Consider the following 16037-nt stretch of genomic DNA (forward strand, 5'->3'; position numbering starts at 1 on the left):
ACCTAACTTCGCTTGTCTCTTTTCTAGACAACATCGTGGTAGTGATGTTCTTTATGGCACGAAATTTTGTCGCGATCGCATTGCTAGGACAAACTACTTTATTAACTTTATTAAATAGTCTTTTTGCGGAATCGCCATTTTTATATTTGTAGGTTTGGTAAGAATTATTTACATAATTACCAAAGCAACCAAGTTCCCCAAACTGGGGAGATAAATAAGCTATAGGTACTTCTCTAAATTGGATGGTCTGGCTACTGATAAAACCAGTTGAGTAAGAAACTTTGTCGAATTATATCACTGGAGTTTAGTAAAGAATGCAAACTATCTTAATTTTGACAGCAAATCCTCTAAGCACTTCACGACTGCGTTTAGATCAGGAGGTACGAAATATTGCAGAAGGATTAGAACGGGCAAAAAAACGCGATCAGTTCGTTCTAGAGTCAAAATTGGCACTACGACCAAGGGACATCCAGAGGGCAATGCTAGAGAGTAATCCTTCTATTGTTCATTTTTCTGGGCATGGGACGGGGGACGAGGGTTTGGTATTTGAAGATGAAACAGGTGCGACAAAGCTAGTTGATGGAGAAGCCTTAGCGGGACTATTTGCACTGTTTGCAGAGGAAGTTGAGTGTGTTGTTCTCAACGGCTGTTATTCCCAAGTGCAAGCTGCGGCGATCGCTCAACACGTTAACTATGTGATTGGCATGAAAAAAGCGATCGCAGATAAAGCAGCAATTGAATTTGCTGTGGGTTTTTATGATGCTTTAGGATCTGGGAAAAGCGTGGAATTTGCCTACAAATTTGGTTGCGCTGCAATTCGGTTAGCAGGTATTCCAGAACAACTCACCCCAACTCTCAAGAAAAAGCCAAATATTGAGGAGACGGTTGTTAATAGGTTGCTTGAAAAGCAAGTAAATGAACATACATCTGAGGAATCTCAGGAACTCAGCGACTCTGATAGAGAAATACTGACAGAACTCCTGACACGTAGTGGACGTGCTGAAGCACGAAAAGCACTGTGTATAAAAATTGGAATTGAACCCAATCAACTTACATTTTTAAGACAATCGACTGATGCTGACTTTGCCTTAGAGCTAATTAATTATTTGCATATTACCGATGATAAACAAGCTCTTAGGAAAATCTGCAAGGAACTTGAAGTTGTATTTAAAAGAGGGAAGTACGCAATTGATTTGGAAAGTATTAAATCAAAACTCTATTGCAAGTAGTATTAGGATTAACAAGTATGACAACTCAATTCCTTTTGGATGAAGATGATATAAAACAATTAACAAAACTGATGTTACTAATGATTGAGACCCAAGAGTCAAGAAAACAACTATGTAGAGACCTTGGCATCAATCCCCAGGAAGTCTCATTTATCAAAGATTCTTCGGATGATACATTTTGTACAGAGCTAATTGACTGTTTAAACCGATTTGGCTATCAAGAAAATTTATGTAAGCTTTGTTGCCAGAAATTATTTCCTATCTTGAATAAATCAGTATATAGCCATCGTATATCCATCTTAAAAAATATTATAGAAAAACTCAATTGCAATTGTAATTTTACTCAGGATCAACATAATCATCCAATACCAACTGTCACTAATTTACATGAATCAAAACCTGAATCATGGTTTGCAAAAATCGGTAACGTTAACAAAAAACTACTTGCAAGTGGTGTAATTATGCTAATTGGGTTAGCAGGATTTTCCATTGGGCAATCTCATAAAACCGCCATAGCTGGTTGTCCTGCTTCTTATCCGTGGAAATTAGACTGGGGATTAAGTTCTAAAAGTTTTGCAGGAGAGTGGAATCAGAACGGAACTCATATCAAGATTGACGGGGATAAGGTAACTGTCTTTTTATCTGATGCTTCCCGTCGCCCGAATGGAGAAGGTGAGGTAATTTCAGAAAATCCTCCAAAAATCCAGGTGAATTTTCCTGATCACAGAACGCTCAGAGGTGAACTGGTTCAGTCAAATTGCCTAAAGTGGAATGATGGCACTTTTTGGAGCCGCTAAACTAACTGTAATTGGTGAGTGCTAACTGTTAAGAATTTGAACTTTACTTAATAAACTTAGGCACTATGTCAAGAAATCTTGAAAAGATGGGCATGAGTATTTTGAAATTGGGAAATCGAGCGATCGCTTGCCTCTGCTTAGAAATGTAACAAAATTGTCTACGCGATCACAGAAAAATTTGACAAAATTCACCATTTATGGGGATGTCATTCTGGAGTGAGTGAGTAAAAATTCCGTCAACAGGTTGAGTTACAAAACTTTTTATTTAGCATAGGATTTGAAATACTGTCAGAAGCTAGGGCGTGTTGTGCTTGGCAATCTTTTGTAACGCGCACTAGTTCAATTAGCCTACCTGATAAATCTGTAACAGGAGCTTGACCGTATGTACTTCTCACTCTGGCCTGGTAGACCATATCCTCTGGGAGCAACCTGGGATGGTAAGGGTACAAACTTTGCTCTTTTTTCTGAACATGCTACAGGAGTGGAATTGTGTCTGTTCGATCAAAAAGGGCGAGAAACTCGACTAGAACTTAAAGAAGTCACTAACTTCACTTGGCATGGTTATGTCCCTGGTATTGGCCCTGGTCAAAGATACGGTTTTAGAGTACACGGCCCTTTTGCTCCGGAAGAAGGACATCGCTTTAATCCCCACAAACTACTAATTGATCCCTACGCTAAGGCGATTGATGGCGATGTGCGTTTTGGTGAAGAAATTTTTGGTTATCGTTGGAGTGATCCAAATCAAGACTTAGGATTTTCTGACCTTGATGACGCTCATTTAGTTCCCAAATCCGTCGTTGTGGATGAGTCTTTTGATTGGGAAGGAGACGATCTACTGCGGACTCCTTGGCATGAAACGATTATTTATGAAACTCATGTCAAGGGATTTACAAAGCTACACTCAGAAATTCCCCCCAGGCTACGCGGAACCTACGCCGGACTCGCCCATCCAGCAGCAATTTCTCATTTGCAATCTTTGGGTGTGACGGCAGTGGAATTAATGCCGATCCATCATTTTCTCGCATATCCCGGACATTTAGTAGACAAAGGTTTAAAAAATTACTGGGGATACGATTCTCTTTCCTACCTAGCTCCTTACTCTGGTTATAGTGCGAGTGGTTCTCTGGGGCAGCAGCTGAGAGAGTTTAAGCAGATGGTAAAGGCATTGCATAATGCTGGGATAGAGGTGATTTTGGATGTAGTTTACAATCACACAGGTGAAGGGAACCACATGGGACCTACTTTATCTCTGCGTGGTATTGATAATGCTGCTTACTACCGCCTAGTTGATGGCAATTGCCGTTACTACATGGACTTTACTGGTTGCGGGAATTCTCTCAACGTCCGCCATCCCCAAGTGCTGAAATTAATTATGGATAGTCTGCGTTATTGGGTGTTGGAATGCCATGTTGATGGTTTCCGTTTTGACTTGGCATCAGCGTTAGCTAGGGAATTATACGCAGTTGATCGTCTGGCAGCTTTCTTTGATATTATTCACCAAGACCCAGTTATAGCAGATGTGAAATTAATTGCCGAACCTTGGGATGTGGGTGAAGGAGGCTACCAAGTAGGTGAATTTCCGCTGTTGTGGTCGGAGTGGAATGGTAGGTATCGCGATACAGTGCGGGACTTTTGGCGTGGGGTAGACAGCCGCATGGCAGAATTTGCTTATCGGTTTACAGGCAGTTCTGATTTGTATCAGTTTAACGGTCGCAATCCTAGTGCCAGCATCAACTTTATCACCGCTCACGATGGTTTTACTCTTTATGACTTGGTGAGTTACAACGAAAAGCATAACGAAGCTAATGGCGAAGATAACCGAGACGGAGAAAGTCACAACCGTTCGTGGAATTGCGGGGCAGAAGGTGAAACAGATAACCTAGAAGTGTTACGATTGCGGAGAAAGCAAATCCGGAACTTTTTAGCAACCCTGTTTCTTTCCCAAGGCGTACCCATGTTAGTAATGGGTGACGAAATGGGGCGATCGCAACGTGGTAACAACAACCCCTACTGTCAAGATAACGAAATTTCCTGGCTTGACTGGGACTTACAAGAAGAAAACGAAGCACTGTTAGATTTCACCCGCCAATTAATTGACTTACGTCGCAGACATCCTGTGTTCCGCAGACGTAAATGGTTCCAAGGGCGTGCTATTCACGGTTCTGGGGTGCATGACATCTTGTGGTTTAACCCCGACGGTGGCGAAATGACAGATCAACAATGGAACGATGGTTTTACCAAAGCGATCGGTATTTTCCTCAATGGCGAAGAAATAGCCACACCAGGGCCAAGGGGTGAACGCATCATCGATGAAAGCTTTTTATTATTCTTCAACGCCCACTACGAAATGGTGGAATTTCAAATTCCCCACAGACTACAAGATTGGGAATGGCTAACTATTATCGATACTACCAAACCCCGTTTTGTGCAACGCGGTAAACGTTATATAGAAGATAAACCTGTACAAGTAGAAGCGCGATCGCTCGTCGTGTTGCAACGTATGGGCAGAATTTCTCGTGATGATGAGGATTAGTTTGTTGTTTGTTGGTTGTTGGTTGTTGTTTGTTGTTTGTTGTTTGGAACAATCAACGATCACCCACCAACCACTAACGATCAACTACCAACCATCAACTACCAACCATCAACTACCAACCATCAACTACCAACCATCAACTACCAACCATCAACCACCAACCATCAACAACTAACATGTATATCGGTTCTCAATATTTAGGCGATCGCACTTGCAATTTTACTCTCTGGGCGCCCTTAGTTGGCGAGGTTGCTGTTCACCTTGTTGCCCCAGCAGAAAAAATTATCCCCCTGCAAAAGGATGAATGGGGTTATTGGCACGGAACTGTGAATAACGTTGAGCCTGGCAGTCTCTATTTTTACCAGTTGGATGGTCAAAAAGACACAGCCGATCCCGCTTCTCGTTCTCAACCAGAAGGGGTTCACGGTCCTTCACAAGTGGTTGACCACAACAGCTTTACTTGGAATGACAGCGAGTGGCGAGGAATTCCCTTAGAGCAAATGGTCATCTACGAATTGCATGTAGCCATTTTTACTCCAGAAGGGACATTTGAGGCCATAATTCCTCGGGTTCCCGAATTGCTGGAGTTAGGTGTGAATGCAATTGAAATCATGCCTGTTGCCCAATTTCCTGGTGATCGCAACTGGGGTTACGACGGTACTTTTCCCTACGCGGTGCAAAATTCCTATGGTGGCGTTGATGGTTTGAAGAAATTGGTTGACGCCTGCCATCAGCAAGGTATGGCTGTAATTTTAGATGTTGTATACAACCATCTGGGCCCAGAAGGAAATTATATTTGGGGATTCGGTACTTATTTTACTGACCATTACAAAACACCTTGGGGTAGTGCAATTAATTTTGACGGCCCTTACAGTGATGGAGTACGCAATTACTTTGTCCAGAATGCCCTTTACTGGTTAGAAACTTTCCATATCGACGCTTTGCGTCTTGATGCAGTCCACGCGATCTATGATTTTGGGGCTAAGCATATTTTGGCAGAGATTGCCGAAGCAGTCGCCCAACTTTCACAACAAGGATATAAACGCTACCTGATTGCCGAAAGTGATTTGAACGATCCCCGCATTATCCGTCCTCCTCAGGTGGGTGGTTATGGTATTGACGCCCAGTGGAGTGATGATTTTCACCATGCTTTACATACTGTACTGACAGGAGAAAATCAAGGATATTACCAAGATTTTGGTCAACTAGAACAGCTTGCCAAAGCCTATCGCCACAGCTTTGTCTACGCCTGGGATTACTCACCCCATCGCCATCGTTACCACGGAAACGATGCCAGTGATTGTCTGTCTCAACAATTTGTAGTGTGTTCTCAAAATCACGATCAGGTAGGTAACAGGATGATGGGCGATCGCCTTACCTCCCTCATCTCCTTTGAGGGGTTAAAATTAACAGCGGCAGCTGTGCTGTTATCTCCCTATGTTCCCTTGTTGTTTATGGGTGAAGAATACGGCGAGACTGCTCCTTTTCTCTACTTTGTGAGTCATAGCGACCCTGACCTCATTAAGGGGGTAAGGGAAGGCAGAAAAGCGGAATTTGCTGCTTTTTTTGAAATTTATGGTCAAGAAGCACCAGATCCGCAAGCAGTAGAGACAATGGAGCGATCGCGCCTCAATTGGGAAAAGCGTCATGAGGGCAAAAACCGGATGTTATGGTTGTTTTACCAAAAGTTACTCGAAATGCGCCGGACAATTCCTGCACTTGCTAACTTAGATCGCAACAACTTAGAAGCATCGGTAATAGAACCAGAGAAGGTTTTACAGCTGCGGCGGTGGTGTGACAATAAGCAAGTGTTATGCTGGCTGAACTTTAGCTCAGAAGTTGTTAAGATTAAAGCAAATATACTTAGTGGAACCTGGAAAAAACAACTCGACTCGGCTGACCCCGCTTGGGGTGGTGATCATTCCCTATTACCCGAAATACTAAACAGCGAATCCCAGTCAGCATTTGCACTTCATCCTGAGAGTGTAGTTGTTTACTGTCAATAGTCATGTGTTGTTTGTTGTTTGTTGTTCGTTGTTTGGTGTCGTAAAAACCACTAAACCCTGTAGGGGCGCAAATATTTGCGCCTTTAATAGCAATCAACAAACAACCACCAACAAAGAACCATTTAGGAATCATGCAAATACCTATAGCAACATACCGGATACAATTCACCCCTAGTTTTGGTTTTGACCAAGCTAAAGCGATCGCTTCTTACCTAGCAGAGTTAGGAATTTCAAATTTATACGCCTCCCCAATTTTGACAGCGAGAAAAGGCAGCACTCACGGTTACGATACTGTCAACCCGAATGAAATTAATCCAGAGTTGGGTGGAAAAGAAAAATTTGCAGAATTAATTGCAGAACTCAAGCATCTTAATATCGGCTGGGTGCAAGATATTGTTCCTAATCATATGGCTTTTGATAGTCAAAACCACATGCTGGTAGATGTTCTCGAAAATGGTTCTGACTCTCAATATCGTGACTTTTTTGATATTGATTGGCATCATCATTATCCAGAAAATCAGGGTAAGGTACTTGCGCCTTTTTTAGGTAAGTTTTGTGGCGATTGCTTAGAAAGTGGTGAATTACAACTCCAGTACGAAGAAAATGGTTTAACTATTAATTACTACTCACTCAAATTTCCCATCCGCATCGAATCTTACTCTCAAGTTTTTACCTACGATTTGGGACGTATACGGGATAAATTAGGCAGAGACCATCCCGATTTCATGAAACTTTTGAGTGTTCTCTATATGTTGAAATACATACCCTCAGGAGAGGAAGGTAGAGAACGCTACGACCAAATTGTAATTATCAAACGCATGTTATGGGAACTCTGGAATGATAGTCCCGAAGTCAAGGAATTTATTGAAGAAAATATTCGTATCTTCAATGGTGAACACGGAAAACCCGAAAGTTTTAATCATTTAGAAAGCCTACTCAACGAACAATTTTTCCGCCTTGCTTACTGGAAAGTAGGTAATGAAGAACTCAATTACAGACGTTTTTTTACAGTTAATGACCTGATTTCGATTAAAATTGAAGATGAACAAGTTTTTGAAACTACTCATTCCTGTATTTTGAAATTAGTTCAAGAGGGAACAATCAGTGGATTAAGAATTGACCATATTGATGGACTTTATGATCCAGCCCAATATCTCAATCGACTACGTGAACATGCTCCGGAAGTTTACCTAGTTGTGGAAAAAATCCTTGAACCTCATGAAGAATTGCCAATTAACTGGCCGATTCAAGGCACAACAGGTTATGACTTTCTCAATCAAGTAAATGGCATTCTCTGCCAACAATCAACAGCAGCCGAATTTGATACTATTTATCAGCGCTTTTTGGGCAGAAAAGTTTCTTGTGAGGAATTAATTGACCAAAACAAAAGATTAATTATTAGTAGACACTTAGCAGGAGATATTGATAATTTAGCTCATTTACTGAAGCAAATTTCTGGTCGCTATCGCTATGCTAGCGACTTTACTATGTATGGCTTAAAAGCTGCTTTGGTAGAAATTTTGGCGTTGTTTCCTGTTTATCGCACCTATATTAGTAGCGCCGGGGCTAGCAAAGCAGATCGGGAATATATTCAGCAAGTAATGACGCAAGCTAAAAAGAATATTCCCAACTTCCTCAACGAATTAAGCTTTATTGAAAAGTTTCTCATCCTTGACATTGATGAACACCTCTCCCAAGAAGATCAGGAACAATGGTTGCATTTCTTGATGCGGTTACAACAATTTACCGGGCCATTGATGGCCAAAGGTGTAGAAGATACAGTTTTATATGTCTACAATCGCCTGATCTCCTTAAATGAAGTCGGTTCCCATCCCACACATTTTGGTATTTCTCTAGAAGATTTCCATCTGTTTAATCAACAGCGTTCTTCTCAATGGCCCCACGCCATGAATGCTACTTCTACCCACGATACCAAACGTGGTGAAGACATGCGCGCCCGTATTAATGTTTTGTCAGAAATTCCCCAAGAGTGGGAAAATCATCTCAAAGAGTGGCGGGAAATCAATGCTCCCCACAAGGAAACTGTAAATGGACAGGATGTACCAACTCCTAACGATGAATACTTTTTCTACCAATCACTAATTGGGGCTTTTCCGTTCAAAGACGAAGAATATCCTGGCTTTGTAGAACGGATGCAGCAATATATTATTAAGGCAATTCGTGAGGCCAAAGTCCACACAGAATGGATTAAACCAGATACAGCTTATGAAAATGCCTTCACCAACTTTGCCGATCGCGTCTTGAAAGATCCTGAGAATAACCCATTTCTTGACGCCTTCCGTCCATTCCAGCGCAAAATCCAACACTACGGCATTTTAAATTCTCTTTCCCAAACATTAGTAAAAGCTACTGTACCGGGTTTGCCAGATTTTTATCAAGGATCGGAACTTTGGGATTTGAGTATGGTAGATCCGGATAACCGCCGTCCAGTGGATTTTGAAATCCGGCAAGAATATCTGCAAGACATCAAAACCAAAGCAGCACAAGACATATCAGGTTTGATTGCACAATTGCTGCAAACCCCAGAAGATGGACGAGTTAAGCTATTCCTGACTTATAAACTTTTGCAAGCTAGGCGAGAACACTTAGATGTATTCCAAAAGGGAACCTATGTCAAATTGTCAGTCGCAGGTAGTTTAAAAAGCCATGTTGTGACATTTGCCAGAGAATTACCAGACAAGAGAATAATTGCGATCGCTCCTCGTTTTCTCACCTCCCTAGTTAAAGAAGGCGAGTATCCCTTAGGTGAACAAGTTTGGCACGAAACCCGCATTATCCCTCCTCCTGGTTCTTCTGAGGTTTGGTATGACGTCATCACCGGACAGAAAGTACAAGGCGAGGATACTCTCTGGCTGCGGGAAATTTTGCAACAGTTCCCCGTAGCATTGTTGGTTAATCAAGCAGAAGCAGCACCACAAGAAACAGAAGGCAATAAACAGCAGGCGAAGTAAAATAAGCTATCTTGTTTCCACGCAGAGTATTATTGTTGCCATGCTCTGCGTGGAAATTTTATTAGCCCTTTGGGCAAGGCAGAGGGCAAAGGGCAGAGGGCAGAAGGTAAGAATTTAGTAGTGGTCCGAGTGCCTTAAAATAGTGCATTAATAAACCGCACAGGTACAGAGAACACACTAGATAGAAGAAGAGATTTATTGCAACATTTTAGCCTAGACACGCTAGTAGGGTGCGTTACGGCTTTAGGCTAACGCACCCAAAATCACCCCATGATACGTTAGCCTACTTGTATCATTCGTGAGAGGCAAGATCCCCGACTTTGCAAGAGTTGTCAGATATCTGGACTTTGCTATTCTCACTTTTGCAGATAGGATTGCTATAGTTGCGATCGCACTTTGGACTGCTGTTAGAGAAAATAAAAAATAATGGTTGAATGTTACAACCAACAAGCGCAAAGTTACGGTTGAGAAGAAATTTGAATTGCTTATCATAGAACTGGACGACTCTCAACAGTCCGGAGATGCCATGCCCAAACGCCTGATTACAGGGTTAAATTCTTGGTTCCAGCGAGATAAAATTGTAGCTAACTTAGAGATTTTTCAAGACTTTATTGTCATCTCTCTTTGTCTTGGTTTATTTTGTGTGATGCTGATCCGATTGGGAGATATGTTTTTCTCTCTTTTGCATCCATTAGATTTACGGCAAGTCACATCTGATATTCTGTTTATTTTGATTCTGGTAGAGTTGTTTCGCCTGTTAATTGATTACCTACAACAACAGCGCATCTCTGTAGTCGCAGCAGTGGAAATTACAATCGTTTCTGCTTTACGAGAGGTAATTTTACGTGGTGTACTGGAAATTCCTCGCGAGCAAATTATTGGCATATCTGTATTTTTAGTAGTCTTAGGAGTAATTCTCATTGCCATGCCTTGGATGTCTCACTTTTTTGAACACATTAAAATTAATCAACCCGAAACCACACAAATAACTACGCAATTATTGACTGAAAATTCCCTTTCTTCAGATTAATTGTAAATATAAATACAGCAATTTTCCTCCATTTAATCTATTTTATTTACCTGACTTTATCCAACAAAAAACATCAATCTCGATAAATAAATCAGGTAATTTTAACATTTAAAATCGCTAGATAGTTTGCGATATGCTATGCTGACGTTAGGGGAATTAAAAAGTATGGGTTACAAGCGCACTTTCTTATAAACAAAAAGATAGTGTCAAAGATGTATAACCCTTGTGTAGATAAAGAAGACGCTGCAAATAACTCGATAAAAGTAGGTTATATTACCTGATTTATGCAGTAAATTTTAAGAGTCAATAGTGATATTGAGCGTAAATTTTGAACTCTTGACTCACTTAATAATTCACAACTCCTAACTTCAGGAGAGGATCATTAGAATGAAAATAGCCTTCGCAACCAGTGATAGAGTTCATGTTAATGCTCACTTTGGATGGGCACAAGAAGCAGATATATATGAAATCTCAGATGCTGGTTATAAATTTATAGAAACTCTCAAGTTTGCTGGTAGTTCTAATAAAGATAAAGATGCTGAGAGTGAAGATAAAACAGCATCAAAAATTGAGGCATTAGCTGACTGTACGATTGTCTATGTGGCATCAATTGGTGGTATTCCTGCTGCTAAGTTAATTAAAAGAGGTATTATGCCAGTAAAGCCACAGTCAGACGAAGAAGAAATTATCAGTATTCTGAATAAATTAGTGCAAACTCTCAAAGGTAATCCTCCACCCTGGTTACGTAAAGCCATACAAAAAAGTTAGTTGATATGACATCTGTCAATTTGCGATCGCTTTCACGTTTGTAGCGAATGTCGTCGTGTTCATAAACAACGTCAAGACGTTGGTCACAAATGTCTTGATGTTCTCTATGGATGAAATGATGTTGGTGATGAATCGGCTTGTTGGAATGCGATCGCCAATCAGCACCTGTCTTGGCGATGTTCGTAATCGCGTCTATACAAACTATTAAGGTGAGGCTAGAGGCAATAATATCAAGTCCGGCTAATTCAATGCAGATACGATTACTCATCAAATGGATTTGATATAAAACCTCAAACCAAAGCAATTGCAGAGGTGAAAGTTATGGCAATACAACAACTTAGCTTGAACCAAGTTAATCAACAGATGCACGAATGCATTCAAAACTGTTTAAACATGGTTGGTAATTGGTAATTGTTTTTTCCCATTACCGATTACCCATTACCCATTACCGGTCTTCACAGATATGATAAGTCCTCAGACAGACATATATATCATTCCCTTTCTAAAGGAAGTTGTTTTGCTGAAAAATAATTAACTATAGTGAATGCAAAATTAGCATACCGGAAGGGAGACCATGAAAGCAGTTGTCATTCATCGGTATGGTTCTGCTGAGGTGTTGCAATACGAAGATGTCGCACCACCAAAAATTAAACCCGACGAATTACTTGTAAAAGTTCACGCTAGTTGTATTAACCCTGTTGATTGGAAAATCCGCAAGGGTATGTTGAGAATTGTCACAGGCAATAAATTCCCCATGGTTCTTGGGCTTGATTTGGCGGGTGAAGTCGTAGAAGTTGGTGCTAATGTTACACGCTTCACTATTGGTGATTCCATCTATGGTACTCTTAGACCACCCAATGGAGGAGCTTACGCAGAATTTGCAGCAGTTCCAGAAAGTTGTGCTGCTATCAAACCTACAAATATGAGCTACATAGAAGCAGCTTCCATACCCATCGCCGGATTGACTGCTTTGCAGGGACTGCGAGACAAAGGCAACATTAAATCAGGACAAGCTGTGTTAATCAATGGTGCTTCTGGTGGTGTTGGTATTTTTGCGGTACAAATTGCCAAGATACTAGGTGCAGAAGTGACTGGTGTTTGCAGCACTAAAAATTTGGAATTTGTAAAATCTTTAGGATCAGATCGCGTAATTGATTACACGCAGCAAGATTTTACTCAAGAACCAGTGCAGTACGATATTATCTTTGATACAGTTGGGAAGCGGTCTTTTTCTGAGTGCAAAAAAGTACTAAAGCCTAGTGGAATTTACGTTACTACATTGCCTACCCCAGAAAACATTCTGCCGGGAATTGTGACAACAATTATTCCTGGTAAAAAAGCCAAATTAGTGCTGGCATCAGCAAATGCTCGAGATTTGGTTTATCTGAAAGAATTAATTGAAGCAGGTAAACTTCGGACTGTGATTGATCGTACGTATTCCCTGCAAGATTTAGCCGCTGCTCATACTTATAGCGAAAGTGAACGTGCTATAGGGAAAATAGCGATCGCAGTGATTTAACAGTGATCACTTATCAGTGACAATTGACATCTCCCCCAGTTAGAAACACGGGAGATTTAATCGCGTTGTTCCTCCCCTCTCCTTGTAGGAGAGGGGTTAGGGGAGAGGTCAAAACAGGACTCATCAAATTCACATCATTTATATGAACGCCGAAATAACATCTCGCATACCTGTTGCTTTAACTATTGCTGGTTCAGATAGTGGTGGTGGTGCAGGAATGCAAGCGGATTTACGTACCTTTGCTTTTCACTGTATCCACGGCACGAGTGCGATCACTTGTGTTACAGCTCAAAATACTTTAGGTGTTACCAGAGTTGATGCTATGCCACCAGAGGCGGTGATTGCTCAAATGCAAGCTGTATGTGAAGATATCGGCGTGCAAGCAGCAAAGACAGGAATGTTGCTCAACAAAGAAATTATCGCAGCTGTCGCCCAGCAAGTAGAAGCTTTACAAATTCAAAATTTAGTTGTTGATCCTGTAATGGTATCAAGGACGGGGGCACAATTAATTGACGATCAAGCTGTGAATACACTTTGCCATACACTCATACCCCTAGCTGCGATCGCTACACCCAATCGCTACGAAGCCCAGATTTTGAGCGGTTTAGAAATTAACACTCTAGATGATATGCGCAAGTGCGCCCAAATTATTCACGATAAATTCAAAGCCAAAGTAGTGCTAGTCAAAGGTGGTGGGATGTCGGGAAGCGGACGGGGAGTCGATGTTTGGTTTGATGGGCAAAAACTCGCGACTCTTAGTACCAAACAGGTAGATACAAAAAATACTCACGGTACTGGTTGTACTTTATCAGCAGCGATCGCAGCTAATTTAGCGCGTGGTGATGACTTATTCACCGCAGTGCAGCAGGCAAAAGAGTATGTTACGAATGCTCTATCCTACGCCCTAAATATTGGTAAAGGGCAAGGCCCTGTCGGACATTTTTATCCACTGTTGCTAACAACTAACCATTAACTAATTCCATCAGATAGAATGGAAAATGCTGTCTTTCAATTCAAATTAGTAACAGACTCAATGGCAAAAAAGAGCATGATTGAGCGCGAGAAAAAACGCGCTAAGTTAGTGGCAAAGTATGCTGCCAAGCGGGAAGCTTTGTTAGAAGAGTTCAGAACTACAGAAGATCCGATGGATAAGCTGGAGATTCACAGACAAATTCAACAGCTACCCCGCAACAGCGCACCCAGCCGCCGCCGTAACCGTTGCTGGGCTACTGGTCGTCCCAGAGGTGTTTACCGCGACTTTGGACTATCTCGGAACGTTTTGCGGGAATGGGCGCACGAGGGCCTTTTACCTGGCGTGGTTAAGTCTAGTTGGTAGTTAGTTGGTTGTTGTTAGTTGTTAGTTGTTGGGAAACCAGTAACAAACCAAACAACAACGAACCACCAACAATAAACAAAGTATTATTGTCCACAACACTTATCAATTCCCAGACTTTCTAAGAGTAGATCGCTAACAGCGTTGGCGATCGCAAACTCTCCATAAAAACTTTTGGAAAAATCAAATGCCTGCATCTCTGTGACAATAGCAATTACCAGAGAACCAAGGTCATTTTCTCCTTCCATCCGTTGCCGAACAAAAATTTGTGCTGCACGTTCGGCAATGCTTTGGTTAACTGCTTCTGGGATAAATTCTGCATCTAGCCACCCCTGCAAGCGTTGCTTTAACCATTCGCCTTCAAGCTCCGGATTTTGGGATGGTGGCAGGGTAATAGGTGGGATAGGTTCAGTCATCTTCTTTATTTTAAACGCAGAGTGACGCTAAGGAATCGAAGAGGAACGCAGAGGATGATTGATAGCATCTATAGAGTGTTCCTCTCGTGTTTGTTATTTTTGTATTATTTATGCAATATGATATCCCCAGTATCATTCAAGGCTATGCCCAAGGTTATTTTCTCATGGCTGATGAGGATAATTCCTTGGGTTGGTATGGAAGTCGCGATCGTACTCTCATTCCTTTGGATGATCGATTTCGCTACCCCAAGTCACTACGGCGTGTCTTGAATCAACAGCGGTTTACTGTGGCGGTTAACCGTGATTTTGCGGCTGTCGTCGAAGGTTGCGCTAACCGAGAAGTAACCTGGATTTCTTCAGAATTAAAAGATATCTACTGGCAGCTTTACGAAACAGGTTGGGCGTACAGTTTTGAAACTTGGCAGGATGATGAACTTGCTGGAGGAATTTTAGGGATTGTTGTTGGTGGTGCTTTTATTGGGGAATCGATGTTTTATCGCATTCCCGATGGTTCTAAAGTGGCACTGGTGAAGTTAGTAGAAAGGTTGCGAGAAAGGCAATTTGTCTTATTTGATGCCCAAATGATGAACCCCCATTTAGAAAGATTTGGGGCTTATAGAGTGGATGATAAAGAGTATCAAGAGTTACTTTATAAGGCATTGTATCGAAAGTGTTCTCTTGTTTAAATTTGATATCCCTAGCCACTCCCTCTTCCCCTCATTCAAATTCTTCACAAGTTTCTCAAATTATTTCTCTATACCTAAGTGTAGGACAAAAAAATTTTGAAAAACTTACCTAGCTTAAGTATTAGAGGTTTATATGTTTAAAAAAATTCTAGTTGCATTGGATTGCTCTGAGATAGGCAAACAGGTTTTTGAACAAGGGTTTGCTTTGGCGAAGATGACTGGAGCGAATTTATTGCTGCTACATGTTTTATCCAGTGAGGAAGAAGGCAGTCCTTATATACCAGTGTCCACTTTTGACTACTATCCCGGAATGTGGGAGCAAGTCTCACAGTCTCACCAACAGGAGTGGGACAGGTGGAAAAATCAAGGTATAGAGATGTTGCAATCATTCTGCGCTCAAGCAAACACAGCCGATGTGAACGCTGAATTTAGACAAATCCCTGGCACTCCTAGTCGAGTCATTTGTGACTTAGCTGCGAGTTGGGGTGCTGATCTTATTGTCATCGGACGTCGAGGTCACTCTGGTCTAGCGGAACTATTACTCGGCAGCGTTAGTAATTACGTCCTGCACCACGCTCCTTGTTCAGTCCATGTTGTACATCTTTCTTCTGTTCGTGGCCAAGAAACTGAAGTTGTAAAAGAAAGCGCAAGTGCTTCCACCTCCGTTTCATAGCAATTTTAGAGTTTCTTAATTTTGCTCAACTAAGGAGAACCATTACTCCTCCCTATCTCCCCTGTCTCCCTTCCC

General features: G+C 41.5%; 16 protein-coding genes. 14 read left to right on the top strand and 2 right to left on the bottom strand.

Features of this window, described 5'->3' with window-relative positions; genetic code table 11:
* The first annotated feature begins 314 nt into the window (after positions 1-314).
* The 9 genes from UYI_RS0127505 to nifX all read left to right on the top strand — a co-directional run bounded on the left by UYI_RS0127505 (position 315) and on the right by nifX (position 11335).
* Positions 315-1229, top strand: a complete 915-nt coding sequence (locus UYI_RS0127505; protein WP_016869899.1) for a CHAT domain-containing protein — start codon at positions 315-317, stop codon at positions 1227-1229.
* Between the two features lie 17 nt (positions 1230-1246).
* The gene (locus UYI_RS0127510) at positions 1247-2026 is read left to right on the top strand and encodes a hypothetical protein (protein WP_016869900.1); all 780 of its coding nucleotides are present in this window, start codon (positions 1247-1249) and stop codon (positions 2024-2026) included.
* Positions 2027-2408: 382 nt separating this feature from the next.
* Positions 2409-4559 (top strand): glycogen debranching protein GlgX, encoded by a 2151-nt coding sequence (gene glgX, locus UYI_RS0127515; protein ID WP_016869901.1) that lies wholly within the window; start codon positions 2409-2411, stop codon positions 4557-4559.
* A complete protein-coding gene (locus UYI_RS36245; protein ID WP_162140426.1) occupies positions 4543-4734 on the top strand; it encodes a hypothetical protein in 192 nt (63 codons plus the stop codon). The genes glgX and UYI_RS36245 overlap by 17 nt, the downstream gene beginning before the upstream one ends.
* Position 4735: 1 nt before the next feature.
* Positions 4736-6565 carry a malto-oligosyltrehalose trehalohydrolase gene (treZ, locus tag UYI_RS0127525; protein WP_016869903.1) on the top strand — a complete coding sequence of 610 codons (1830 nt, stop codon included), beginning with the start codon at positions 4736-4738 and terminating at the stop codon, positions 6563-6565.
* 131 nt (positions 6566-6696) lie between these two features.
* Positions 6697-9537 carry a malto-oligosyltrehalose synthase gene (treY, locus tag UYI_RS0127530; RefSeq protein WP_016869904.1) on the top strand — a complete coding sequence of 947 codons (2841 nt, stop codon included), beginning with the start codon at positions 6697-6699 and terminating at the stop codon, positions 9535-9537.
* A 298-nt stretch (positions 9538-9835) separates the two neighbouring features.
* Complete coding sequence (locus UYI_RS39875; protein WP_258003487.1) at positions 9836-9964, top strand: hypothetical protein; 129 nt, start codon at positions 9836-9838, stop codon at positions 9962-9964.
* 99 nt (positions 9965-10063) lie between these two features.
* The gene (locus UYI_RS0127535; RefSeq protein ID WP_026086214.1) at positions 10064-10567 is read left to right on the top strand and encodes a phosphate-starvation-inducible PsiE family protein; all 504 of its coding nucleotides are present in this window, start codon (positions 10064-10066) and stop codon (positions 10565-10567) included.
* Positions 10568-10954: 387 nt separating this feature from the next.
* Positions 10955-11335, top strand: a complete 381-nt coding sequence (gene nifX, locus UYI_RS0127540) for a nitrogen fixation protein NifX (RefSeq protein ID WP_016869906.1) — start codon at positions 10955-10957, stop codon at positions 11333-11335.
* On the opposite strand, the gene UYI_RS37280 is transcribed toward nifX, so the two are convergent.
* Positions 11286-11603 (bottom strand): hypothetical protein, encoded by a 318-nt coding sequence (locus UYI_RS37280; RefSeq protein ID WP_146007558.1) that lies wholly within the window; start codon positions 11601-11603, stop codon positions 11286-11288. The two genes, nifX and UYI_RS37280, sit on opposite strands and share 50 nt — an antisense overlap.
* Positions 11604-11909: 306 nt before the next feature.
* On the opposite strand from UYI_RS37280, the gene UYI_RS0127545 reads away from it, so the two are divergent.
* The 3 genes from UYI_RS0127545 (at position 11910) to rpsN (ending at position 14190) form a co-directional block, all read left to right on the top strand.
* A complete protein-coding gene (locus UYI_RS0127545) occupies positions 11910-12854 on the top strand; it encodes an NAD(P)-dependent alcohol dehydrogenase (RefSeq protein WP_016869907.1) in 945 nt (314 codons plus the stop codon).
* 142 nt (positions 12855-12996) lie between these two features.
* A complete protein-coding gene (gene thiD / locus UYI_RS0127550; RefSeq protein ID WP_016869908.1) occupies positions 12997-13827 on the top strand; it encodes a bifunctional hydroxymethylpyrimidine kinase/phosphomethylpyrimidine kinase in 831 nt (276 codons plus the stop codon).
* Between the two features lie 60 nt (positions 13828-13887).
* Positions 13888-14190 carry a 30S ribosomal protein S14 gene (rpsN, locus tag UYI_RS0127555; RefSeq protein ID WP_026086215.1) on the top strand — a complete coding sequence of 101 codons (303 nt, stop codon included), beginning with the start codon at positions 13888-13890 and terminating at the stop codon, positions 14188-14190.
* An 83-nt stretch (positions 14191-14273) separates the two neighbouring features.
* Here the strand turns inward: rpsN and UYI_RS0127560 are convergent, their stop codons facing one another.
* On the bottom strand, positions 14274-14603 hold the full coding sequence (locus UYI_RS0127560) for a hypothetical protein (protein ID WP_016869910.1): 330 nt from the start codon (positions 14601-14603) through the stop codon (positions 14274-14276).
* Between the two features lie 110 nt (positions 14604-14713).
* Here UYI_RS0127560 and aat point away from each other — a divergent pair, with 110 nt between their 5' ends.
* Both aat and UYI_RS0127570 read left to right on the top strand, forming a co-directional pair.
* Positions 14714-15289, top strand: a complete 576-nt coding sequence (gene aat / locus UYI_RS0127565; RefSeq protein ID WP_016869911.1) for a leucyl/phenylalanyl-tRNA--protein transferase — start codon at positions 14714-14716, stop codon at positions 15287-15289.
* 133 nt (positions 15290-15422) lie between these two features.
* Positions 15423-15962 (top strand): universal stress protein, encoded by a 540-nt coding sequence (locus UYI_RS0127570; RefSeq protein WP_016869912.1) that lies wholly within the window; start codon positions 15423-15425, stop codon positions 15960-15962.
* Positions 15963-16037 lie beyond the last annotated feature (75 nt).

The organism is Fischerella muscicola PCC 7414 (genome assembly GCF_000317205.1).
In the GTDB taxonomy this organism is placed as follows: Bacteria; Cyanobacteriota; Cyanobacteriia; order Cyanobacteriales; family Nostocaceae; genus Fischerella; species Fischerella muscicola.